The 21,420-nt window shown below is 65.8% G+C and carries 22 protein-coding genes; 11 read left to right on the top strand and 11 right to left on the bottom strand.

The genetic code is table 11. The annotated features are described in order from the left end of the window. Together urtB and urtA are read right to left on the bottom strand one after the other, a co-directional pair. On the bottom strand, positions 1-1,626 hold the full coding sequence (gene urtB / locus DVS29_RS25080; protein ID WP_240655787.1) for an urea ABC transporter permease subunit UrtB: 1,626 nt from the start codon (positions 1,624-1,626) through the stop codon (positions 1-3). 166 nt (positions 1,627-1,792) lie between these two features. After that, positions 1,793-3,088 (bottom strand): urea ABC transporter substrate-binding protein, encoded by a 1,296-nt coding sequence (urtA, locus tag DVS29_RS25075; protein WP_118183218.1) that lies wholly within the window; start codon positions 3,086-3,088, stop codon positions 1,793-1,795. Positions 3,089-3,664: 576 nt separating this feature from the next. On the opposite strand from urtA, the gene aptA reads away from it, so the two are divergent. Then, positions 3,665-5,002, top strand: coding sequence for an omega-aminotransferase AptA (gene aptA / locus DVS29_RS25065; protein WP_118183216.1), 1,338 nt, complete (start codon positions 3,665-3,667; stop codon positions 5,000-5,002). 130 nt (positions 5,003-5,132) lie between these two features. Further along, positions 5,133-5,597 (top strand): GNAT family N-acetyltransferase, encoded by a 465-nt coding sequence (locus DVS29_RS25060; RefSeq protein ID WP_118183215.1) that lies wholly within the window; start codon positions 5,133-5,135, stop codon positions 5,595-5,597. 34 nt (positions 5,598-5,631) lie between these two features. On the opposite strand, the gene DVS29_RS25055 is transcribed toward DVS29_RS25060, so the two are convergent. The 4 genes from DVS29_RS25055 to DVS29_RS25040 form a co-directional block, all read right to left on the bottom strand. Further along, positions 5,632-5,955, bottom strand: coding sequence for a rhodanese-like domain-containing protein (locus tag DVS29_RS25055; protein ID WP_118183239.1), 324 nt, complete (start codon positions 5,953-5,955; stop codon positions 5,632-5,634). A 113-nt stretch (positions 5,956-6,068) separates the two neighbouring features. Continuing rightward, positions 6,069-6,722 (bottom strand): protein-L-isoaspartate O-methyltransferase family protein, encoded by a 654-nt coding sequence (locus tag DVS29_RS25050; protein ID WP_118183214.1) that lies wholly within the window; start codon positions 6,720-6,722, stop codon positions 6,069-6,071. A gap of 194 nt (positions 6,723-6,916) precedes the next feature. Continuing rightward, a complete protein-coding gene (locus tag DVS29_RS25045; protein ID WP_118183213.1) occupies positions 6,917-7,312 on the bottom strand; it encodes a PIN domain-containing protein in 396 nt (131 codons plus the stop codon). After that, on the bottom strand, positions 7,309-7,554 hold the full coding sequence (locus DVS29_RS25040; RefSeq protein ID WP_118183212.1) for an AbrB/MazE/SpoVT family DNA-binding domain-containing protein: 246 nt from the start codon (positions 7,552-7,554) through the stop codon (positions 7,309-7,311). Before DVS29_RS25040 ends, DVS29_RS25045 begins: the two co-directional genes overlap by 4 nt. A 324-nt stretch (positions 7,555-7,878) precedes the next feature. Between DVS29_RS25040 and DVS29_RS25035 the strand changes: the two genes are divergently transcribed. The 6 genes from DVS29_RS25035 (at position 7,879) to DVS29_RS25010 (ending at position 14,936) form a co-directional block, all read left to right on the top strand. Continuing rightward, on the top strand, positions 7,879-8,874 hold the full coding sequence (locus DVS29_RS25035; RefSeq protein WP_240655789.1) for a LacI family DNA-binding transcriptional regulator: 996 nt from the start codon (positions 7,879-7,881) through the stop codon (positions 8,872-8,874). 90 nt (positions 8,875-8,964) lie between these two features. Next, positions 8,965-10,452 (top strand): sugar ABC transporter ATP-binding protein, encoded by a 1,488-nt coding sequence (locus DVS29_RS25030; protein WP_118183211.1) that lies wholly within the window; start codon positions 8,965-8,967, stop codon positions 10,450-10,452. Continuing rightward, positions 10,433-11,446 carry an ABC transporter permease gene (locus tag DVS29_RS25025; RefSeq protein WP_118183210.1) on the top strand — a complete coding sequence of 338 codons (1,014 nt, stop codon included), beginning with the start codon at positions 10,433-10,435 and terminating at the stop codon, positions 11,444-11,446. The genes DVS29_RS25030 and DVS29_RS25025 overlap by 20 nt, the downstream gene beginning before the upstream one ends. Before the next feature lie 166 nt (positions 11,447-11,612). Then, complete coding sequence (locus tag DVS29_RS25020; RefSeq protein WP_118183237.1) at positions 11,613-12,584, top strand: substrate-binding domain-containing protein; 972 nt, start codon at positions 11,613-11,615, stop codon at positions 12,582-12,584. A 133-nt stretch (positions 12,585-12,717) separates the two neighbouring features. After that, entirely contained in the window at positions 12,718-13,767 is a 1,050-nt protein-coding gene (locus DVS29_RS25015; RefSeq protein WP_118183209.1) for a sugar phosphate isomerase/epimerase family protein, read from the top strand. Between the two features lie 23 nt (positions 13,768-13,790). Further along, the gene (locus DVS29_RS25010; protein ID WP_118183208.1) at positions 13,791-14,936 is read left to right on the top strand and encodes a Gfo/Idh/MocA family protein; all 1,146 of its coding nucleotides are present in this window, start codon (positions 13,791-13,793) and stop codon (positions 14,934-14,936) included. A gap of 24 nt (positions 14,937-14,960) precedes the next feature. Here DVS29_RS25010 and DVS29_RS25005 read toward each other — a convergent pair whose 3' ends face one another. The 5 genes from DVS29_RS25005 to DVS29_RS24985 form a co-directional block, all read right to left on the bottom strand. After that, positions 14,961-15,218 (bottom strand): hypothetical protein, encoded by a 258-nt coding sequence (locus tag DVS29_RS25005; protein ID WP_118183207.1) that lies wholly within the window; start codon positions 15,216-15,218, stop codon positions 14,961-14,963. Continuing rightward, entirely contained in the window at positions 15,219-15,638 is a 420-nt protein-coding gene (locus DVS29_RS25000; RefSeq protein WP_118183206.1) for a type II toxin-antitoxin system VapC family toxin, read from the bottom strand. Next, positions 15,635-15,886 (bottom strand): FitA-like ribbon-helix-helix domain-containing protein, encoded by a 252-nt coding sequence (locus tag DVS29_RS24995; protein WP_118183205.1) that lies wholly within the window; start codon positions 15,884-15,886, stop codon positions 15,635-15,637. The genes DVS29_RS25000 and DVS29_RS24995 overlap by 4 nt, the downstream gene beginning before the upstream one ends. Before the next feature lie 87 nt (positions 15,887-15,973). Then, on the bottom strand, positions 15,974-17,158 hold the full coding sequence (locus tag DVS29_RS24990) for an ABC transporter substrate-binding protein (protein WP_118183204.1): 1,185 nt from the start codon (positions 17,156-17,158) through the stop codon (positions 15,974-15,976). A gap of 90 nt (positions 17,159-17,248) precedes the next feature. Continuing rightward, positions 17,249-18,190 carry a CysB family HTH-type transcriptional regulator gene (locus tag DVS29_RS24985; protein ID WP_118183203.1) on the bottom strand — a complete coding sequence of 314 codons (942 nt, stop codon included), beginning with the start codon at positions 18,188-18,190 and terminating at the stop codon, positions 17,249-17,251. Between the two features lie 221 nt (positions 18,191-18,411). On the opposite strand from DVS29_RS24985, the gene DVS29_RS24980 reads away from it, so the two are divergent. The 3 genes from DVS29_RS24980 to DVS29_RS24970 are packed head-to-tail and all read left to right on the top strand — an operon-like array spanning position 18,412 to position 21,409. Next, positions 18,412-20,091, top strand: a complete 1,680-nt coding sequence (locus tag DVS29_RS24980) for a nitrite/sulfite reductase (protein WP_118183202.1) — start codon at positions 18,412-18,414, stop codon at positions 20,089-20,091. Between the two features lie 32 nt (positions 20,092-20,123). Next, the gene (locus DVS29_RS24975) at positions 20,124-20,672 is read left to right on the top strand and encodes a DUF934 domain-containing protein (protein ID WP_118183201.1); all 549 of its coding nucleotides are present in this window, start codon (positions 20,124-20,126) and stop codon (positions 20,670-20,672) included. Continuing rightward, entirely contained in the window at positions 20,669-21,409 is a 741-nt protein-coding gene (locus DVS29_RS24970) for a phosphoadenylyl-sulfate reductase (protein ID WP_118183200.1), read from the top strand. The genes DVS29_RS24975 and DVS29_RS24970 overlap by 4 nt, the downstream gene beginning before the upstream one ends. Positions 21,410-21,420 lie beyond the last annotated feature (11 nt).

Genomic DNA, 21,420 nt, shown 5'->3' with positions numbered 1-21,420 from the left:
TCAGGCCTCCGCGCTGCGGCCCTTCAGGGCGAACATGCCCTGCGGACGCTTCTGGATAAACAGCACGATCAGCACGAGCACCGCGATCTTCGCGAGCACCGCGCCCCAGAACGGTTCGATTGCCTTGCTGACGAGCCCGAGCCCGAAGCCGCCGATCACCGTGCCGGCGATCTGCCCGACGCCGCCCAGCACTACCGCCATGAACGAATCGATGATGTAGTTCTGGCCGAGATCCGGACCCACGTTACCGATCTGCGAGAGCGCGCAGCCGCCAAGGCCCGCGATGCCCGCGCCGAACGCGAACGCATACGAATCGACGAGCGCCGTCTTCACGCCGACGCACGCAGCCATCCGGCGGTTCTGCGTGACGGCGCGCACGAACAGGCCGAGGCGTGTCTTCGTCAGCACGGCCCACGCGATGCCCACGACGATGAGCGAAAACGCAAGGATCGCGATGCGGTTGTACGGCAGGATCAGGTTCGGCAGCACGGTGACGCCGCCGCTCATCCACGACGGGTTCGACACCTGCACATTCTGCGCGCCGAAGATCATCCGCGTGGCCTGGATCAGGATCAGGCTCACGCCGAAGGTAGTCAGCAGCGTTTCGAGCGGGCGGCCATACAGATGCTTCAGCACGAGCCGTTCGAGCACGATGCCGACGAGCGCCGCCGCGAGAAACGACGCGGGAATCGCGAACAGCGGATACCAGTCGAACGCGCCGGGTGCGTAGCGTTGTACGAGGTTCTGCACGACGTAGGTCGCGTACGCGCCGATCATCAGAAACTCGCCGTGCGCCATGTTGATCACGCCGATCAGGCCATACGTGATCGCAAGGCCGAGTGCCGCGAGCAGCAGCACGCTGCCGAGCGACAGCCCCGCGAACACGGTGCCCGCGATCTCGCTGCGCCGCTGGATCGCGTCGAGCGAATCGATGCCTTGCTGCGCGGCCGCGCGGATCGCGTCGTTCGGTTCGGCGAAACTGCCGTCGGCTTTCTTCGCGACGAGCGGACGCAGCAGCTCGTACATATCCAGGTCGTGTCGCGCGGCCACGAGCTTCACCGCTTCGAGCCGCGTCGCCACATCAGGGTTGTGCAGCGCGGTCATCGCCCACAGCGTATCGAGGCGCTTCTTCAGCGCCGGGTCGGTTTCCTTCGCGCGCGCGGCGTCGATCTGCGCTTTCATCGACGGATCGGGATCCTTCAGCAGCGCTTCGACGGCGGCGCGGCGCGTCTCCAGATCCGGCGAATCGAGCTGCAGGCCCGACAGCGCGCCCGCCACTTTCGAGCGCAGCAGATTGTTCAGCGTGACCGGCTGCGCGTCGTTCGCGGTGACGGTCTTGCCGGAGACGGCGTCCTTCAGCGCGTCGCCGTCCTGCAGCAGCACTTCGCCGCTGTCGGCGGCGAGCACGTTGTCTGCGGAGAGCGCCTTCAGGATTGCGCGCGACGGTGCGTCGTGTCGCGCGATCAATTTGTCGATCGCGGCGGATTTGGCATCGAAGTCGTCCTGCGCGAGCGGCGCGACATCATCGGTGGTGAGCGCGGCGGGCGTCTCTCCGAAGACGGCGGGACTGGCGAGCGCGAACAGGATCGAAACCAGCAGCGCCCGAAGCGAATGGCGGTAGATCATGAGAAGGCGTACAACGTGCAGCGGGTTGAGGGCGCCGCCCCGCATGACGTCGGGCGGCGTGTGTGCTGCGGCGGGCGGCGGCGCTGCTGCAACGCGTGCCGCCCGTTCTTGCTGCTTCAGTGCTTCAATGCGTCTTCAGCACATCTTCAGTACATCGATGCGTCGATCACGCGACGCGACGGCGGCGCAGAAAGTCCGGAATCGACGACACCACATCCGGCTTGCCCTGGTTACCCGCGATGAACGGGCTCCACGGTTGCGCGCGGATCGTCGTCTTGGTGCGCCACACGACGTTGAACTGGCCGTCCGCGCGCACTTCGCCGATCATTACCGGCTTGTGCAGATGGTGATTGCCGTCCATCTCCAGCACGAAGCCCGACGGCGCGTTGAACTTCTGGCCGATCATCGCGACGCGCACCTTGTCGACGTCGGTGCTCTTCGCTTTCTCGACGGCCTGCTTCCACATGTGGATGCCCACGTAGGTCGCTTCCATCGGGTCGTTCGTCACGCGCTTGTCGCCGCCCGGCAGGTTGTTCTTCTTCACCCACTCGGCGAACTGCGCCTTGAACTTGCTGTTCTGCGGATCGCGCAGCGACATGAAGTAGTTCCACGCCGCGAGGTTGCCGACCAGCGGCTTCGTGTCGATACCGCGCAGCTCTTCCTCGCCGACCGAGAACGCGACGACCGGCACGTCCGTCGCCTTCAGCCCCTGGTTGCCGAGCTCCTTGTAGAACGGCACGTTCGAGTCGCCGTTCACGGTGGAGATCACCGCGGTCTTGCCGCCCTGCGAGAAGGTCTTGATGTTCGCGACGATGGTCTGGTAGTCGCTATGACCGAACGGCGTGTAGACCTCCTGGATGTCGGCGTCCTGCACGCCCTTCGAATTCAGGAACGCGCGCAGGATCTTGTTGGTCGTGCGCGGATACACGTAGTCGGTGCCGAGCAGGAAGAAGCGCTTCGCGCCGCCGCCTTCCGCGCTCATCAGGTATTCGGTGGCGGGAATTGCCTGCTGGTTCGGCGCGGCGCCCGTATAGAACACGTTGCGCGACATCTCTTCGCCTTCGTACTGCACCGGGTAGAAGAGGAGGCCGTTCAGTTCCTCGAACACCGGCAGCACCGATTTGCGCGACACCGAGGTCCAGCAGCCGAACACGACCGCGACCTTGTCCTGCGTGAGGAGACCGCGCGCCTTTTCGGCGAACAGCGGCCAGTTCGACGCCGGGTCCACGACCACCGGCTCGATCTTGCGGCCCATCACGCCGCCGCTCGCGTTGATTTCCGCGAACGTCATCAGCGCCGTGTCTTTCAGCGAAGTTTCGGAGATGGCCATCGTGCCGGACAGCGAATGCAGCACGCCGACCTTGATCGGGCCCGTGTCCGCCGCTTGCGCGAACGGGACGCGACCCGCCAGCGCGAGCGCGCCGGACATCGAACCGAGCTTCAACAGACTGCGACGTTTCATGTGCTTCCCCTTGCCGTTGGTGGTTGAATGTGTGCGGCCGGTGCGAACGGCTCGCGGTGCGCTGCCGGCGCTCGTTGTCGGTTGACTGCTGCGCGGGCATTCATGCGCGGAATGCGTGCGACGCCGTGAGGCGAGCGGCGCTGCGAGCGCGCCTCTGCCGTGGTTCGGTGTCCGATCCGTGTCGCCCGCGGTGGCGGCCCGACGCGGATGGCCTCGCGGTCGTTGAGCAGCGCGATTACTGCAAGGGGTATGCCAATCGACACGATGGCGCGGATCGAGCGGCGAGCCATGCCGCATCGCGCTTCGTCGCCGTCGCGGATGAAAGCGCGCTGTCGCGCCACGAGCGAAACTGGTGCAGCGCGGCGCGCTGCGCGTCGTTGCGGTGCGCGCCGCGCCGTCGCGAAGCACAGGAAGGTTCAAACGGCGATGCGCGTGCGCGGGCGGGCGACCGCCAGGAACGCGGGCGGTGCAGCGCCGCGTTCCCGTTGTGCATGCACGGATCGCTGCCTACACTGGAATGCCAGCCTGCGTCATTGCGCATCGGCAGGCCCACACACCACGACGATGGAGACACGTATGAACGAACGCGCTGCCGGCGCCGGCGGCACTCCCGACCTCTCCGCGTTCTGGATGCCGTTCACTGCGAACCGGCAGTTCAAGAGCGCACCGCGGCTGCTCGTGAGCGCGAAGGGGATGTACTACACGTCGCACGATGGCCGCCGCATCCTGGACGGCACCGCGGGCCTGTGGTGCGTGAACGCCGGGCATTGCCGCGACGAGATCGTCGCCGCGGTGAAGCAGCAGGCCGAAGAGATGGACTTCGCGCCGACCTTTCAGATGGGCCACCCGAAGGCGTTCGAGGCCGCGACGAAAATCGCTCGCCATACGCCCGGCGACCTGAAACATATCTTTTTCGTGAACTCGGGTTCGGAAGCGGTCGACACTGCGCTGAAGATTGCGCTCGCGTATCACCGTTCGCGCGGCGAGGGGCAGCGCACCCGCTTCATCGGTCGCGAGCGGGGCTATCACGGCGTCGGCTTCGGCGGCATTTCGGTGGGCGGGATCGCGCCGAACCGCAAGGCGTTTTCGGGTGGGCTGCTGCCGTCGGTCGATCATCTGCCGCATACGCTCAATATCAAGGAAGCGGCATTTTCGAAAGGGCAGCCGGCATGGGGCGCACATCTCGCCGACGAGCTCGAGCGGATCGTCACGCTGCATGACGCGTCGACGATCGCCGCGGTGATCGTCGAGCCGGTGGCGGGCTCGACCGGCGTGCTGATTCCGCCGCAGGGCTATCTGCAGCGGCTGCGCGAGCTGTGCGACAGGCACGGCATCCTGCTGATCTTCGACGAGGTGATCACCGGCTGGGGGCGCCTCGGCGCGCCGTTCGCCGCGCAGTACTTCGGCGTCACGCCCGATCTGCTGACGATGGCGAAAGGCACCAACAACGCCGCCGCGCCGATGGGCGCCGTGGCTGCGAGCAGCCGGATCCACGACTCGGTCATCAACGGCGCGCCGGCGGGCATCGAGCTGTTCCACGGCTACACGTACTCCGGCCATCCGATTGCGGCGGCGGCCGCATGCGCGACGATCGACCTGTACGAGCGCGATGGCCTCTTCGAGCAGGCAGCGAAGATGGCGCCGGTCTTCGAGCGCGAGATCCACAGGCTGCAGGGCGAGCGGCACGTGATCGACGTGCGCAATCTCGGGCTGATTGGCGGCGTGGAGCTGAAGCCGCGCGACGGTGCGCCCGGCGCGCGAGCCGCGGAAGTGTTCCAGCGCTGCTATCAGAAGGGCGTGCTGACGCGTTTTACCGGCGACATTCTGGCGTTCTCGCCGCCGCTGATCGTCGACGAGGCGCAGGTCGCGGAAATCTTCGCGACCGTTGGCGCAGCGCTGAAGGAAGTGGACTGAGCGCGGCGGTGGGTGCCGCGCGGGATTCGCACGATGGGTGTCGTCTTGCAGGCGTCATCGGGAATTGCGAGTGTGCTACCCGTGTCGCGCTTTGGGCGGCTGTCGTGAGGCCACGTCAGGTAGACGAGCGATGGAGATCCGCGCGTTTCGTGAGGGCGACGAACCCGCCTTGCTGCGGGTCTTCGTGTCGTCCGTGCATCGGCTGGCGCGCAACGATTACACGGCCGAGCAGCTGCATGCGTGGGCACCGCTCGATGCCGACCCCGACGCGTGGGCGGAGCGCATGCGCGCGCTCAGGCCTTACGTCGTGGAAACGGACGATGAGATCGTCGCGTATGCGGATCTTCAGCCGGATGGTCTGATCGATCACTTCTATGTGGCGGGCGCGTATGCTGGCGGCGGCGTCGGGCGCGAGCTGATGATGCACCTGCACGAACAGGCGAAAGCGCTCGCGTTGCCGCGGCTCACCGCGCACGTGAGCCGCACGGCCGAGCCGTTCTTCGCTCACTTCGGGTTTGCGGTGATCGAACGGCGCACGCCGCTCGTGCGCGGCGTGGCGGTGCCGAACGTGGTGATGCGCAAGAAGCTGAGGTAAGGCGGGCTAACGTGCCGCGCGTGTCAGTCAGTCTTCAGTACGTCGGCACGGACGCATCGACCTGACGCGACCATGCGTCGATGCCGCCTTGCAGGTTGAAGACCTTCGCATAGCCGCGCGATTCGAGGAACATCGCGACCTGCGCACTGCGGGCGCCGTGATGGCAGATGCAGACGATCTGCGCGTCGTCGTCGAGTTCTTCGCTGCGCGCCGGGATTTCGCGCATCGGGATCGACGTGCTGCCGGCGATCTGCGCGGTGGCGATTTCCCACGGCTCGCGCACGTCGAGCAGCACGGGCGCCGCGCGCGACGTATCGGCGAGCCATTCGGCGAGAGCGGGGGCGGTCAGATTTTGCATCGGGAATTCCAGTTGCGCATCGGTCAAGGGCATCGGGCAGGGCCGCCGTTCGCCCGATGCGTTGCCGCGTGCTTCAGGCGACATGCACAGCGAAGACGGCCTTCGTTCCAGGCTCAGAACTTGAAGCGCGGCGGCTGCACGGCGTTGATCAGCGGCTCGACGTAGGTTTCGAACACGTCGGCGATGCGGTACTGCTTCTCGTCGACGCGCGTGATGATCTGCGTCTTCATGACGGGCGCGGTACCGACGAACGCGGCGAGGCGGCCGCCCACCTTCAGTTGTTCGAGGAGTTCCTGCGGCAGCACCGGCGTGCCGCCCGACACGACGATCACGTCGTACGGCGCCGCCGCGGGCCAGCCGCGCGAGCCGTCGCCGGTCGCGACTTCGGCGTTCGGTACGCCGTTCGCCACGAGGTTCGACTTCGCCAGCTCGGCGAGTTCAGGAGAAATGTCCACGGTCAGCACGTGCTGCGCGCGGTGCGCGAGGAGGGCGGCCATGTAGCCCGAGCCTGCGCCGATTTCCAGCACGCTTTCGTGCTTCTTCACGGCGAGTTCCTGCAGCACGCGCGCCTCGACGCGCGGCGGCAGCATGTGCTGGCCGCCCGGCAGCGGAACCTGGAAGTCGACGAACGCCATGTTGCGGTAGGCGGCCGGGACGAAGTTCTCCCGCTTGACGATCGACAGCAGATTCAGGACGTCCTGATCGAGCACGTCCCAAGGGCGGATCTGTTGTTCGATCATGTTAAAGCGCGCTTGTTCGAGATTCATGGTTGTTCAGCGGTGTGGTTGCGGCGGCCTGTATGACGGCCGGATGACCCGTGCGGTGCGCCGGGCGGCTCGAATCTGCAGCGGCGCGAGGGTGCGGACTTTTGCCGGCACCCTGCCGGGCCGCCCGCGCGGGCCTGCTGCATAACCTTGCAATTGTACCAAAGCGGGATGTGGCTTTGCGGGGGGATGGACGGTTACTTGATGAGTCGCAGGCCTGCCGTTTTGGCTGCTTTCGCGTCGAATGTCGCTGTGTATTCGCACCCTGCCTCGTGGCACGTGCGCTCGATCAAGCAGTCGGCAAAGTCGGCGGACGAACCTGCATATAGCCGCAATGCCTTCCACACAGTTTCTGCGGCTTCGACGGCCAGCTCCCTCGTGCGCAGCAACGTTTCGATCACCTGCGTGATTTCCTCTCGTCCGGCGCCATATGCGCGCCCCAGCACCCATACGACTTCGGTCAACGCGACCTGGGTGATGTAGCCGGGGCGTTCCGGCGTCAGTGACTCAATGAGGGTGCTCGCCTTTCGTGCCTGGGCAACCTCGTCTTGTGCGAAATAACGGACCAATACGTTCGTGTCGAGACCAATCATCGGGCAGAGGCCCCCTGCGCGGCGATAGCGGCATTCATGTCTTCGATGGACACCGGTTTCGCAGGCTTGCGGATGATGCCCTTCAACGCTGTCACCGAGCGGGTTGCCGGGACGATTTCGTACCGGCCGGTTTCCTGGTTCTGGATAAATTCGATCCGGTCGCCGACCGAAAGGCCGAGTTGGTTGCGCACGTCCACAGGGATGGTGACCTGTCCCTTCGACGTCACAGTTGCAGAAGCCATCGCGTGCTCCACATTTGATATTTCCTTACTTTAGCGTAAGGACAGGGGTGGGGCAAGTGGCGTCACACGCGTGTCGGGGCGGTCAGTGCCAAAAATTCGTTCGTCGCGCCTCCCGCCTCCGTCGGTATAAATCCCTACCCATTCGTCCTTGCGAATCCTTGCGCGACCGATCAAGAATGTAATCGATTACAAATCTGTACCGTGCAGCCAGCCCCAACGGGAAGCATGCCGATGACGAGAAAGACATCGCGAGCGAGACCACCCCTTCGACCGGTTGCGAGCGTGGACGCGCCATCGCATGCCGCGCATCCGGCCGCGGCGGTCATGTCGATTTCGAGTGTGGCGGACTGGGCGGGCGTCTCTGTCGCCACCGTGTCGCGCGTGCTGAACGGCCATGCGAACGTGCGCCCCGAAACGCGCGAGCGCGTGATGGCCGCGGTCGAAAGCAGCGGCTACCGTGTCAACGAACTCGCGCGCAATCTGCGCACCGCCGAAAGCCGGCTGCTGCTCACGATGGTCCCCAACGTCGGCAATCCGTTCTATGCGGAAGTGGTGCGCGGCATCGACAGTGTCGCGCGTCAGCACGGCTACTTCATGCTGCTCTGCGATACCGGCGCGGACCCCGGGCGCGAGCGCAGCTACTTCGACCTGCTGCGCCGCCGCCGCGCCGACGGCGCGATCTGCCTCGACCCCGCGACCATCCAGCAGGCGCTCGCCGAAGAATCCGGCGCGCTGCCGTGGGTAGCCTGCTGCGAGTTCGACCAGGCGGTCGGCGTGCCGTACGTCGGCATCGACAACTATCGCGCGGCGGGCGACGCCGTCCGCCATCTGCTCGCGCGCGGCCGCCGGCGCATCGCGCTGATCAATTCCGGCGACGGCTACCTCTACGCGCAGCAACGCCAGCAGGGCTATCTCGACGCGCTGACCGAAGCCGGTCTCACGCCCGACCCGCGCTGGCTCGTGAATCTCGACAGCCTCGACTATGCTGCGGGCGCGCAGGCGGCAGCCGCGCTCGCGAGCGCCGGCAGCATCGACGACACGCCCGACGCGATCTTCGCAGTGTCGGACACGCTCGCGATCGGCGTGATCAACGGACTGCGCGGCGCAGGCCGGCGCGTGCCCGACGACGTCGCGGTGATCGGATTCGACGACATCGCGGTTGCAGCGCAGATCGACCCGCCGCTCACCACCGTCTCGCAACCGATGCAGGAGCTCGGGCGGACCGCCGCGCGGCTGTTGCTGCAGCGGCTCGCGAATCCGTCGGCGACGGTGCCGGGCGTGCTGTTGCCGCATCGGCTCGTAATCCGTTCGAGCGCGTAAAGGCGGGCAGTTCACAACTCGCAGCACGCAGCACGTAACACGGCCACACGAAGTACCACTCACGCAAAAGCAGCACAGGAGAGCGCAACGATGAGCCTGCCAGTGCGTTTCGACGACATCCGCAAGGACTTCGGCCCGGTGCGGGTGTTGCACGGCGTGAGCTTCGAGCTGACGCCGGGACGCATCTATGGGCTCCTTGGCGAGAACGGCGCGGGCAAGTCGACGCTGATGAAGATCCTCGCCGGTTACGAAACGCCGAGCGGCGGCGCGCTCGTGATCGACGGCGAGGCGCGGCAGTTCATCGGCTCGCGCGATGCGGAGAGCGCGGGCATCGTGCTGATCCACCAGGAGTTCAATCTCGCCGAGCATCTGACGATCGCGCAGAACATGTATCTCGGCCACGAGAAGCGGCGCGGCTTCTTCGTCGACGATGCGGCGATGCGCGACGACGCGAAGCGCTATCTCGCGCAGGTCGGGCTCGCGAAGCATCCGGACACGAAGGTGCGCGAACTGATCGTCGCGGAAAAGCAGATGGTCGAGATCGCGAAGGCGCTGTCGCGGCGCGCGCGTCTGCTGATCATGGACGAGCCGACTGCGACGCTTACGCCCGCCGAAACCGAGCGCCTCTTCACGCTGATGGCGAAGCTGAAGGCGGACGGCGTGACGATCGTCTACATCTCGCACAAGCTCGACGAGATCGAGCGCATTACCGATGAAGTGATCGTGATGCGCGACGGCCGCTTCGTCGCGCGCGGCGAGACTGCGGGACTCGCGCGGCAGCAGATGGCGAACCTGATGGTAGGTCGCGACGTGTCCGACATGTTTCCGGACAAGGCGCCGCCGTCTGCCGATGCGGCCATCGCGCTGAAGGTGGAGGGTTTGAGCGTGCCCGGCTGGGTCGACGACCTGAGCTTCGAGGTGCGCGCGGGCGAAGTGTTCGGTTTCGCGGGGCTGGTCGGCGCGGGCCGCACCGAAGCGTTCGAGGCGCTGATCGGCCTGCGCAGAAAGAGCGCGGGCCATGTCGAGATCGCAGGGCGGCGCGTCGAACTGAAGAGTCCGCGCGACGCGATGCGCCGCGGCCTCACGTATCTCAGCGAAGACCGTAAAGGCAAGGGCCTGCACGTCGACCTGAGCCTGCGGGACAACCTCACGCTGATGACGCTCGAACGCTACGCGCATCCGCTGCTCGATCTGAAAGCCGGGCGCGATGCGCTGAAAAAGGCGGTCGGCGATTTCGGCATCCGCACCGGCGATCTGGCGGGCCGCGCGCGGATGCTCTCCGGCGGCAACCAGCAGAAGCTCGCGCTCGCGAAATTCCTGCAGCCCGACCCGAACGTGATCGTGCTCGACGAACCGACGCGCGGCGTCGACGTCGGCGCGAAACGCGACATCTATTTCCTGATTCACCGGCTCGCGTCCGAAGGGCGCGCGGTGATCGTGATCTCGTCCGAGCTGATCGAGCTGATCGGTCTGTGCCACCGCGTTGCGGTGATGCGCGCGGGCCGCCTGCAGGGAACGCTCGGGATCGACCGGCTGACCGAAGAGGAGTTGATTGCCCATGCCACCGGCACACACTGACACCGCCGAAGCCGGCCGCGCGTTGCGTCTCGCGAGGCGTCTGCACGGGCTCGGGCCGCTCGCCGGCCTGATCGTGCTCTGCATCGCGGGCACGCTGCTCAACCGCGACTTCGCGACCATCGACAACCTGATGAACGTGCTCACGCGCACGTCGTTCATCGGCATCATCGCGGTGGGCATGACCTTCGTGATCATCTCGGGCGGCATCGATCTGTCGGTCGGTTCGATGGCCGCGCTGATCGCCGGCACGATGATCTGGCTGATGAACGGACTCGCGAATGGCGTCGGCGGGCACACGTTCGCGCCGCTCACGATTCTCGTCATCGGGATCGTGTGTGCGCTGCTGCTCGGCGCGGTGTTCGGCTGCGCGCATGGGCTGCTGATTACCAAAGGGCGGATCGAGCCGTTCATCGTGACGCTCGGCACGCTCGGCATTTTCCGCGCGGTGCTGACCTGGCTCGCGGACGGCGGTGCGCTCACGCTCAACGATTCGCTGACCAATCTGTACGGCCCGGTCTACTACGCGAGCCTGTTCGGCGTGCCGGTGCCGATCTGGGTGTTCCTCGTCGTTGCGGCGCTGGGCGCGTTGATCCTGAATCGCACCGCGTTCGGCCGTCACGTGCAGGCGATCGGCTCGAACGAACAGGTTGCGCGCTATGCGGCGATCCGCGTCGATCACGTGAAGATCGCGACCTACGTGCTGACCGGCATGTGCGTGGGCGTGGCGACCGTGCTCTACGTGCCGCGCCTCGGTTCCGCGACACCGACCACCGGCCTCCTGTGGGAGCTCGAGGCGATCGCCGCGGTGGTAGTGGGCGGCACCGCGCTGAAGGGCGGCGAGGGGCGCGTGGTGGGCACGGTGATCGGCGCGATCCTGCTCTCGGTGATCGCGAACATCCTCAACCTCACCAGCATCATCAGCGTGTATCTGAACGCGGCGGTGCAGGGCGTCGTGATCATCGTCGTCGCGTTCTTGCAGCGCGGGCGGCGGTGAGGCAGTTGCGTTATTTGCAGCTTCGCGACGCAACACCACGATTAAGGCATAAAGCAGCAGCGGCATCACGCATGACGGCAGCACAGGCAGTCGCAGTTCGAGGAGCGGTGCTTTCACACATGCGGGCGCACGACGCGTCCCGACAACAGGAGACACAATCATGGTCATCAAACAGGTCATCCGCGCGCTCGGCGCCGGCGCGTTCGCGCTGGGCGTGATCGCGGCGACGGTCGGCGCGAACGTCGCGCGTGCCGACGACAAGGTGGTGCTCGGCGTCGCGATTCCGACGGCGGACCACGGCTTCACGGGCGGTATCGTGTGGTGGGCGAACAAGGCGAAGAGCGATCTCGAGAAGGCGCATCCGGACCTGAAGGTGATCGTGAAGACCGCGGCCAACGCGCCGGACCAGGCGAACCAGCTGCAGGATCTCGTGACCGTCAACAAGATCAACGCGCTCGTGATCTTCCCGTACGAATCCGCGTCGCTCACGCAGCCGGTCGCGCAGGTGAAGAAGAAAGGCGTCTACGTGACGGTGGTGGACCGCGGCCTCACGGACACCAGCGCGCAGGACGCGTACGTGGCGGGCGACAACACCGCGTTCGGCAAGATTCCCGCTGAATATATGGCGAAGGCGCTTGACGGCAAGGGCGACATCGTCGCGCTGCGCGGCATTCCGACGACGCTCGACAACGAGCGCTGGACCGCTTTCACCGGCGTGATGAAGAACTATCCGAACATCAAGATTCTCGATGCGAAGTACGCGAACTGGAACCGCGACGACGCGTTCAAGGTGATGCAGGACTACCTGACGCGCTTTCCGCACATCGACGCGGTCTGGGCCGCCGATGACGACATGGCGGTCGGCGTGCTGAAGGCGATCGACCAGGCGAAGCGCAGCGACATCAAGATCGTGTTCGGCGGCGCGGGCTCGAAGGGCATGGTGAAGAACGTGATGGACGGCGCGCCGCTGATCAAGGCCGACGTGTCGTACTCGCCGAAATTCATCTACGACGCGATCAAGCTGACCGCCGAGGCGCGCCTGAAAGGCGACAAGCTGCCGCCGACGACGATCATCCAGTCGGTGCTGATCACGAAGGAGAACGCGAAAGACTTCTACTTCCCGGATTCGCCGTTCTGACCGGGCGCGTGGAGTGCTGCGCGTTGGCGTGGCAGCAGCATGAAGGGATGGCGTGAAGCGCGCGCATGGTTCGCACCACGCGTTGCCGCGCTCGCGCCATCGAATCACGACCGTTCCCGCAAGGACGCACACGATGAAGACGATCAAGGGCCCCGCGATCTTCCTCGCCCAGTTCATGGGCGACGAGGTGCCGTTCAACAACCTCGCGCATCTGGCCGCGTGGGCCGCGCGGCTCGGCTACAAGGGCATCCAGGTGCCGGCGGACGCGCGGCTGATCGACCTCGAGCGCGCGGCGACGAGCCAGGCGTATTGCGACGACATCCGCGCGATGGTCGACAACGAAGGCATCGTGCTCACCGAGCTTTCGACGCATCTGCAAGGTCAGCTGGTGGCCGTGCACCCCGCGTACGACCAGCTGTTCGACGGCTTCGCGCCGAAGAGCGTGGGTGGCAATCCGGCCGCGCGCACCGAGTGGGCGGTGCAGGAGCTGCGCTACGCGGCACAGGCGTCGCGGCGGCTTGCGCTCAGCACGCACGTGACGTTTTCCGGCGCGCTTGCGTGGCCGTACCTGTACCCGTGGCCGCAGCGCCCGGCGGGACTTGTCGAAGCCGCGTTCGACGAACTCGCCAAACGCTGGCGTCCGATTCTCGATGCGTTCGACGATGCGGGCGTCGACGTCTGCTACGAACTGCATCCGGGCGAGGACCTGCACGACGGCGTGACGTTCGAGCGCTTCCTCGCGGCCGTCGACGATCATCCGCGCGCGAACATCCTGTACGACCCGAGCCATTTCGTGCTGCAGCAGCTCGATTACCTCGCGTTCATCGACCTCTATCACGAACGCATCAAGGCGTTCCATGTGAAGGACGCGGAGTTCCGTCCGAGCGGCCGGCAGGGCGTGTATGGCGGCTATAGCGGCTGGGCGGAGCGCGCGGGGCGCTTCCGCTCGCTCGGCGACGGGCAGATCGATTTCGGCGCGATCTTCTCGAAGATGGCGCAGTACGACTTCCCGGGCTGGGCGGTGCTCGAATGGGAGTGCGCGCTGAAGCATCCGCAGGACGGCGCGCGCGAAGGTGCCGAGTTCATCCGGCGGCACATCATCCGCGTCGCGGAACGCGCGTTCGATGATTTCGCGGAGAGCGGCGTCGATCAGCGGCAGATCAGGCGGCTGCTCGGGTTGTGACGCAAGGCAAACGGAGCACGGGCATGGCGGCAAGACGACTCAAGCTGGGGATGGTCGGCGGCGGGCAGGGCGCATTCATCGGCGCGGTGCATCGGATCGCTGCGCGGCTCGACGACCGCTTCGAGCTGGTGGCGGGCGCGCTGTCGTCCGATCCGGCGCGCGCGCAGGCGGGCGCCGTCGAAGCGGGCATCGCGCGCAGCTACGCGGACTGGCGCGAGATGGCGCGAGCCGAAGGCGCGCGCGACGACGGCATCGACGCCGTGGCGATCGTCACGCCGAATCATTTGCACGCGCCGGTGGCGACGGCGTTTCTCGAAGCGGGCATCCACGTGATCTGCGACAAGCCGCTCGCGATGTCGCTCGCGCAAGGCGAGGCGCTCGCGAAGCTCGCGCGCGAGAAGCGCCTGCTGTTCGCGCTTACGCATACGTATGCCGGCTATCCGATGGTGCGGCATGCGCGCGAGCTGGTGGAGCAGGGTGCGATCGGCGAGCTGCGCGTCGTGCAGGTCGAGTATGCGCAGGACTGGCTCGCGGAGCCGGTCGAAGCGAGCGGCACGAACAAACAGGCGGACTGGCGCACCGATCCGGCGCAGGCGGGGCCCGCCGGATGTCTCGGCGATATCGGCACGCATGCGTATCACCTCGCCGCGTTCGTAACGGGCGTGACGCCGGTGGCGCTGGCGGCGGAAGTGCATACGTTCGTGCCGGGGCGTCGCGTCGACGATCACGTGCAGGCGATGCTGCGCTACGCGGACGGCGCGCGCGGGATGCTGTGGGCGAGCCAGGTGGCGAGCGGCGCGGAGAATGCGCTGCGGCTGCGGGTGTACGGCACGAAGGGCGGCCTCGCGTTCGATCAGGAGGAGCCCAACGTGCTGTGGTTCACGCCGCTCGGCGGTGCAGCGGAGCGGTTGACGCGCGGTCGGGTGACGGGTGCGGCGGCCGCGCACGCGACGCGCGTGCCGGCCGGGCATCCGGAGGGCTATCTCGAAGCGTTCGCGCAGCTGTATCTGGATGCGGCGCTGCAGATCGACGCGATCGAGGCCGGCTTGCCATTACCGCCCGCAAGCCGTCTGCTGACGACGGTCGACGATGGGGTGGCCGGCCATCGCTTCATCGAGGCGGTGCTGGCGAGCAGCGCGGCGAACGGGAAGTGGACGGCGGTGGGGTGAGCGCCGCACGTGCTGCCGTCGGCGTTACTTCTTGCTGTTGCGGATCTGTTCTTCGAATGCGAGGTCGAGCTTGCTCGCCTTGCGCGGCTTCTGCGGACCGAGCTGGTCGACGAAGCTGACGAATTCGTCGAGCGGCAGCGGATCGCTCGCCTTTACATCTGCGCCGGTCGAACGGTCAACCAGATAGAACAGGCCGCCGGACACGCTGACTGCCGCATAGCGCGCGTTGCCGGTGCGGGTTTTCAGACGCTCGACGGCGTGGATGGCGCGGGTGGTTCGCATTCAGTCAGCCCAGGGATCGACCACTTCGAGGCCGCAGTCGACAAAGTCTTTCACGTTTCGCGTCGCCAATGTCGCGCCTCTGGATTTTGTGACCGCAGCGATCATCGCGTCGAACTGGCTAATCGGTCGACCTGCGCTCCTGCGCGACACGGCGATTTCCGAATAGACGTCGGCGGCGTCGCCATCAAAGCTCAGGAGTCTGCCAGCGAAGTCTTCTTCGAAAATAGCCACAACTGCAGTCGATAGCGCCTGTTTGCGCGAGCCGTCAGCCATCAATCCAACGCCATACAGAATTTCAGCGCGCGTGATGCTTGTGGTGAAGAGCGCTGCACGCCGCTGGGCACCAAACCACTCCAGCACTCGAGGATCCGGTACCGATCTCAGGGTTTCGGACAGTACGTTGGTATCGAGAACGATCATGCGTCGAGATCTACACGATCCGAAATTGCGTCGCGAGCCGGCAAATCCAGATCCACGCCGCCGAGCGGTGCAATACGACGGCGGATAGACCCGATCAGGCTCTGCTGGCTGGCTTCGGCTTCTGTCGACAGCGCGGCACGAAGAATATCCCGCGCTTCGTCTTCCATCGAGCGCCCGTTCCTCGCCGCTTGCACACGCAAGCGGGACTTGATCTGATCGTCGATGTTGCGGATTGTCATGCTTGCCATGGCGTCCTCGTTAATCAATGATTGCATTTTAATCAATGATTGCAACTCTCGCAAGGAGCGATGCGAGCCTAAACCCGTGGCAATCCCTCACTGACTCAGATAAACAAACTTCCCATCCTTCACGATACCCATCACGCTCGCGCGCTGATCGAGCCCGACGTGATCCTTCGCGCTGGTGTTGACCACGCCGTTGGGCACGACCAGTTCATGCGCGTGCTCGAGCTCGCTGCGCAGCGCGACGCGAAACGCCACGGTGCCTGGCTGCGCCGTCTTCAGCGCCCGCGCGACGGCATCCTCCAGACGCGGATACACGCCCGCCGCATCGCCCGCGAACTGCGTGACGGTGTTCGGGCCGTACTTCGCTTCATACGCGTTCGCGAACGCGAGCGCCGCCTTCTTCGCCGGGTGATCGGCCGGCAGCGTACGCGCGACGACGACCGGTTGCGTTGGAAACAGCGTGCCCTCCACATCCTTGCCGCCCAGCTTGATGAACTCGGGCGTCGCGATGCCGTGCGTCTGGTAGATCGGTCCCTTGAAGCCGCGCTCGACGAGCGTGCGCTGCGGCAGCACCGTCGGCGTGCCCGCGCCCGCGATCAGTACGGCGTCCGGATGCGCCGCCATCACCTTCAGCACCTGGCCCGTCACGCTCGCGTCGGTGCGGTTGAAGCGCTCGGCCGCGACCACCTGGATGTGCCGCAGCGCCGCGAACTTCGTGAACTCGTTGTACCAGCTGTCGCCGTAGCTGTCGGCGAAACCGATGAAGCCGACCGTCTTCACGTTGTGGTTCGACATGTAGCGGGTCATCACGTCGGCCATCGCGCTGTCGGTCTGCGCCATCTTGAACGCCCACACCTTCTTGCCTTCCTGCGGCTCCACGACGCTCGCCGAGCCGATCAGCGTGATCATCGGCGTCTGGCTCTCGGCGACCGGATCGAGCGCCGCCATCGCGGCCGGCGTGATGTTCGGCCCGACGATCACGTCGACGTGGTCCTCGTTGATCAGCTTGCGGATGTTCTTCACCGCGTTGCCCGGGTCCGAGCCGTCGTCGAGGATGATGTAGTCGGCCTTCTGGCCGGCGATGGTCGGCGGCCACATCAGCATCGCGTTCTTGCTCGTGATGCCGATCGCGGCGGCGGGGCCGGTGCTCGACAGGTCGACGCCGACCTTGAGGTCGGCGTGTGCGACGGCAGCGCAGGCGAGCGCGCCGAGCGCGACGGCGGCGTGACGCAGCCCGCGCGCGGGGCGTGCTGCCTGAAAGGACGGGAAACGCATCGTTGGGATCTCCGGGCGGTTCTGATTGGTCTGGTGGGTTTATTCGTTGTTATGCCGAGGCAGTGACCGCGTCGGCGTCGGCATCGAAGGCTACAGTTCGTACGATTCGTGCTCGCCCTTCAGCGCCTGCTCGATCAGGCGCCGGTTCAGGCTCGGCGACAGCAGTTCGACGAGCGTATACACATAGCTGCGCAGGTACGCGCCCTGTTTCAGCGCGACGCGCGTCACGTTGCTACCGAACAGATGGCCAACCGGCAGCGCCCGCAGATGGCGGTCGCGCTCGGCGTTGAACGCGATGTCGGCCATGATGCCGACGCCCAGCCCCAGCTCCACGTACGTCTTGATCACGTCCGCGTCGATGGCCTCGAGCACGATGTCCGGATGCAGCCCGCGCAGCCGGAACGCCTCGTTGATCTTGGTGCGGCCGGCGAACGCGTTGTCGTAGGTGATGAGCGGATACTGGGTCAGATCGTCGAGCGACAGCGGCTTGCGCTCCGCGAGCGGATGGTCCGGCTGCATGACCGCGACGTGATGCCACTGGAAGCAGGGCAGCGACACCAGATCCTTGTAGGACGACAGAGCCTCGGTCGCGATCGCGAGATCCGCCTGATCGTGCAGCACCATCTCGGCCACCTGCGTCGGGCTACCTTGCAGAATCGAAAGGTGCACCTTCGGGAAGCGCTTCTTGAATTCGGCGATCGCGGCGGGCAGCGAGTAGCGCGCCTGGGTGTGGGTGGCGGCGATCACCAGGTTGCCCTGATCCTGCGCGGCGTAATCCTTGCCGACCCGCTTCAGGCTCTCCACCTCCTGCAGGATCCGCTCGACGGAGGCCAGAATGATGCGCCCCGGCTCGGTCAGCGAGCGGACGCGCTTGCCGTGGCGGGTGAAGATTTCCACGCCCAGCTCGTCTTCGAGCTCGATGATTGCCTTCGAGACCCCCGGCTGGCTCGTATACAGCGCTTTGGCGGCTTCGGTGAGGTTGAAATTCTGCCGGACGGCCTCCCGCACGAAGCGGAACTGGTGCAGATTCATTTATAACCTCGGAGCATATGGAAACAATTTTTTAGTCGTTTGCTATATAAGCGGAGTTTATTACGATTCCCCCAGCTTTTCCAATATGGATAGCTGTTTTTGTCATTAGCAAATAAGCAAGCCGTCTGAACGGCTGCTGGAAAGCGCTGACGAACCACCCATATGGAATTCAGACGCGGCGTAACCGGAACGCCGCGTGTTACGAAAACTGGGGCCCCCGAATGTACCAATACGATCAGTACGACCAGACCATCGTCGACGAACGCGTTGCCCAATACGCGGACCAGGTTCGCCGCCGCCTGTCGGGCGAATTGAGCGAAGAAGAGTTCCGTCCGCTGCGTCTGCAGAACGGCCTGTACTACCAGCGCCACGCGTACATGCACCGCATCGCGATTCCTTACGGCAACCTGCGCAGCGACCAGCTGCGGATGCTTGCGACGATCGCGCGCGAGCACGACCGCGGCTACGGCCACTTCTCGACGCGCACGAACATCCAGTACAACTGGATCAAGCTCGAGGAAACGCCCGAGATCCTGCGCAAGCTCGCGTCGGTGCAGATGCACGGCATCCAGACGTCGGGCAACTGCATCCGCAACATCACCGCCGACCAGTTCGCGGGCATCGCGCCCGACGAGATCGTCGACCCGCGTCCGTGGGCCGAGATCCTGCGTCAGTGGTCGACGTTCCACCCCGAGTTCGCGTGGCTGCCGCGCAAGTTCAAGATCGCGGTGTCCGGCTCGGCCGAAGACCGCGCCGCGGTGCAGATCCACGACCTGGGCGTGTACCTGAAGAAGAACCCCGCCGGCGACGTGACCGCCGATATTCTCGCGGGCGGCGGCCTGGGCCGCACGCCGCTGATCGGCGCGATCATCAAGCGCGATCTGCCGTGGCAGCATCTGCTGACCTACTGCGAAGCCGTGCTGCGCGTGTACAACCGCTACGGCCGCCGCGACAACATGTACAAGGCGCGCATCAAGATCCTCGTGAAGGCGCTGTCGCCGGCGAAGTTCTCGGCGCAGGTCGAGGAAGAGTGGCAGCACCTGAAGGACGGCCCGTCCACGCTGACGCAGGCCGAGCTCGACCGCGTGTCGCAGTACTTCGCGCCGCCGCAGTACGAGAAGCTGCCCGATACGGACCCGTCGTACGAGAAGCATCTGCTGGAGAGCCGCGCGTTCGCGCGCTGGGTCGAGCGCAGCGTGCGCCCGCACAAGATCGCCGGCTATGCGGCGGTGACGCTGTCGCTGAAGCCGACGGGCGTGGCGCCGGGCGATGCGACGGACACGCAGATGGAAGCCGTCGCCGACTGGGCTGACAGGTATTCGCTCGGCCAGCTGCGCGTATCGCACGAGCAGAACCTGATTCTCGCGAACGTGAAGAAGCGCGATCTGTACGCGCTGTGGGAAGAGGCGAAGCAGCAGGGCTTCGCCACGCCGAACATCGGCCTGCTGACCGACATCATCGCGTGTCCGGGCGGCGACTTCTGCTCGCTCGCGAACGCGAAGTCGATTCCGATCGCACAGGCCATCCAGGCGCGCTTCGACGACCTCGACTTCGTGTACGACCTCGGCGACCTGTCGCTCAACATCTCGGGCTGCATGAACTCGTGCGGTCACCATCACGTCGGCAACATCGGCGTGCTCGGCGTCGATAAGGACGGCGCCGAGTGGTACCAGGTGTCGCTCGGCGGCGAGCAGGGCACGGGCGCGACGGGCGCGCATCTCGGTCGCGTGATCGGCCCGTCGTTCTCGGCGGAAGAGATGCCGGACGTCGTGTCGCGCGTGATCGATGCGTTTGTCGACAACCGTCAGGACGGCGAGCGCTTCATCGACACGTACAACCGCATCGGTATCGCGCCGTTCAAGGAACGCGTCTACGCGTCGCGCCAACCGGCCCACGCGTAAGCGACCGCAGCCTGAACGAAGGAATTCGAAACATGACCCAGATCATCAAGAACCGCGCCATCGTCGAAGACCAGTGGACCGTCGTGCGCGCGGCCGAAGACGGCACGCTGCCCGCCGTCGATGCATTACCCGCCGGCAAGATCGTCGTGCCGTTCGCGCTGTGGCAGGCGTCGCGCGATGCGATCGCGGCGTCGCGCGGCAAGGACGAACTCGGTGTGTGGCTCGCGCCGGACAGCGAACCGGCCGATATCGCCGGCGACTTCGACCGCGTCGCGCTGATCGCCGTCGACTTCCCGGTGTTCCGCGACGGCCGCGGCTACAGCATCGGCCGTCTCCTGCGCGAGCGCTACGGCTACAAGGGTGAACTGCGCGCGATCGGCGACGTGCTGCACGACCAGCTGCGCTTCTACGAGCGCTGCGGCTTCGACGCGTACGCGTTGCGCGCGGACAAGGACATCCACGACGCGCTGCGCGCGTTCACCGAGTTCACCGTGCAGTACCAGGGCGCGTTCGACGAACCCGCGCCGCTGTTCCGCCGCCGCGGCGCTGACGCGAACGCCGCGCAGAAGGTGCCGGCATGAGCGCGACCGCCAAGGTTAGCGCGGAACTGGCCGCGAAGATCGAACGGCTCGACGCGCTGCTCGACTCGATCGGCGCGCGCCACGAGCAGGTGAAGTTCGCGAGCAGCCTCGCTGCCGAAGACATGCTGCTCACGCACGCGATCCTGTCGCGCGGCGTGAAGATCGGCATCTTCTCGCTGAACACGGGGCGCCTGCATGCGGAGACGGTCGGCATGATCGACCGCGTGCGCGAACGGTATGGCTACGAGATCGAGCAGTATCATCCGCAGCAGGATGCCGTCGACGAATACGTCACGCAGCATGGCCTGAACGCCTTTTACGAAAGCATCGATCTGCGCAAGCGCTGCTGCGAGATCCGCAAGGTCGAGCCGCTCAATCGCGCGTTGGCGCAAGTGAGCGCGTGGGTGACGGGCCAGCGCCGCGAGCAGTCGGTGACGCGTGCCGAACTGCACGAGGAAGAGCAGGACGCCGCCCGTAATATCGCGAAATACAATCCGCTCGCCGACTGGACCGAAAGCGACGTCTGGGCGTATCTTGAAGCGTTCGACGTGCCGGTGAATCCGCTGCACGCGCGCGGCTACCCGAGCATCGGCTGCGAGCCCTGTACCCGCGCGATCCGCCCCGGCGAAGACAGCCGCGCCGGCCGCTGGTGGTGGGAATCGCGCGACACAAAGGAATGCGGGCTGCACATCTCGACGATTCCGGTCGTCGTCAGCAGCGCAGGCGTGTCGGCCTGAGGGTCGGCGTG

This window comes from Paraburkholderia phosphatilytica, from assembly GCF_003443895.1.
Taxonomy (GTDB): Bacteria; Pseudomonadota; Gammaproteobacteria; order Burkholderiales; family Burkholderiaceae; genus Paraburkholderia; species Paraburkholderia phosphatilytica.
The sequence above is the reverse complement of the archived record's forward strand: the minus strand, read 5'-3'. Positions and strand labels throughout refer to the sequence as shown.

What these genes read in the sequence shown, in the direction of transcription:
- urtB (WP_240655787.1), bottom strand. Translation starts at nt 1,626, where the DNA reads ATGATCTACCGCCATTCGCTTCGGGCGCTGCTGGTTTCGATCCTGTTC.
- urtA (WP_118183218.1), bottom strand. Translation starts at nt 3,088, where the DNA reads ATGAAACGTCGCAGTCTGTTGAAGCTCGGTTCGATGTCCGGCGCGCTC.
- aptA (WP_118183216.1), top strand. Translation starts at nt 3,665, where the DNA reads ATGAACGAACGCGCTGCCGGCGCCGGCGGCACTCCCGACCTCTCCGCG.
- DVS29_RS25060 (WP_118183215.1), top strand. Translation starts at nt 5,133, where the DNA reads ATGGAGATCCGCGCGTTTCGTGAGGGCGACGAACCCGCCTTGCTGCGG.
- DVS29_RS25055 (WP_118183239.1), bottom strand. Translation starts at nt 5,955, where the DNA reads ATGCAAAATCTGACCGCCCCCGCTCTCGCCGAATGGCTCGCCGATACG.
- DVS29_RS25050 (WP_118183214.1), bottom strand. Translation starts at nt 6,722, where the DNA reads ATGAATCTCGAACAAGCGCGCTTTAACATGATCGAACAACAGATCCGC.
- DVS29_RS25045 (WP_118183213.1), bottom strand. Translation starts at nt 7,312, where the DNA reads ATGATTGGTCTCGACACGAACGTATTGGTCCGTTATTTCGCACAAGAC.
- DVS29_RS25040 (WP_118183212.1), bottom strand. Translation starts at nt 7,554, where the DNA reads ATGGCTTCTGCAACTGTGACGTCGAAGGGACAGGTCACCATCCCTGTG.
- DVS29_RS25035 (WP_240655789.1), top strand. Translation starts at nt 7,879, where the DNA reads ATGTCGATTTCGAGTGTGGCGGACTGGGCGGGCGTCTCTGTCGCCACC.
- DVS29_RS25030 (WP_118183211.1), top strand. Translation starts at nt 8,965, where the DNA reads ATGAGCCTGCCAGTGCGTTTCGACGACATCCGCAAGGACTTCGGCCCG.
- DVS29_RS25025 (WP_118183210.1), top strand. Translation starts at nt 10,433, where the DNA reads ATGCCACCGGCACACACTGACACCGCCGAAGCCGGCCGCGCGTTGCGT.
- DVS29_RS25015 (WP_118183209.1), top strand. Translation starts at nt 12,718, where the DNA reads ATGAAGACGATCAAGGGCCCCGCGATCTTCCTCGCCCAGTTCATGGGC.
- DVS29_RS25010 (WP_118183208.1), top strand. Translation starts at nt 13,791, where the DNA reads ATGGCGGCAAGACGACTCAAGCTGGGGATGGTCGGCGGCGGGCAGGGC.
- DVS29_RS25005 (WP_118183207.1), bottom strand. Translation starts at nt 15,218, where the DNA reads ATGCGAACCACCCGCGCCATCCACGCCGTCGAGCGTCTGAAAACCCGC.
- DVS29_RS25000 (WP_118183206.1), bottom strand. Translation starts at nt 15,638, where the DNA reads ATGATCGTTCTCGATACCAACGTACTGTCCGAAACCCTGAGATCGGTA.
- DVS29_RS24995 (WP_118183205.1), bottom strand. Translation starts at nt 15,886, where the DNA reads ATGGCAAGCATGACAATCCGCAACATCGACGATCAGATCAAGTCCCGC.
- DVS29_RS24990 (WP_118183204.1), bottom strand. Translation starts at nt 17,158, where the DNA reads ATGCGTTTCCCGTCCTTTCAGGCAGCACGCCCCGCGCGCGGGCTGCGT.
- DVS29_RS24985 (WP_118183203.1), bottom strand. Translation starts at nt 18,190, where the DNA reads ATGAATCTGCACCAGTTCCGCTTCGTGCGGGAGGCCGTCCGGCAGAAT.
- DVS29_RS24980 (WP_118183202.1), top strand. Translation starts at nt 18,412, where the DNA reads ATGTACCAATACGATCAGTACGACCAGACCATCGTCGACGAACGCGTT.
- DVS29_RS24975 (WP_118183201.1), top strand. Translation starts at nt 20,124, where the DNA reads ATGACCCAGATCATCAAGAACCGCGCCATCGTCGAAGACCAGTGGACC.
- DVS29_RS24970 (WP_118183200.1), top strand. Translation starts at nt 20,669, where the DNA reads ATGAGCGCGACCGCCAAGGTTAGCGCGGAACTGGCCGCGAAGATCGAA.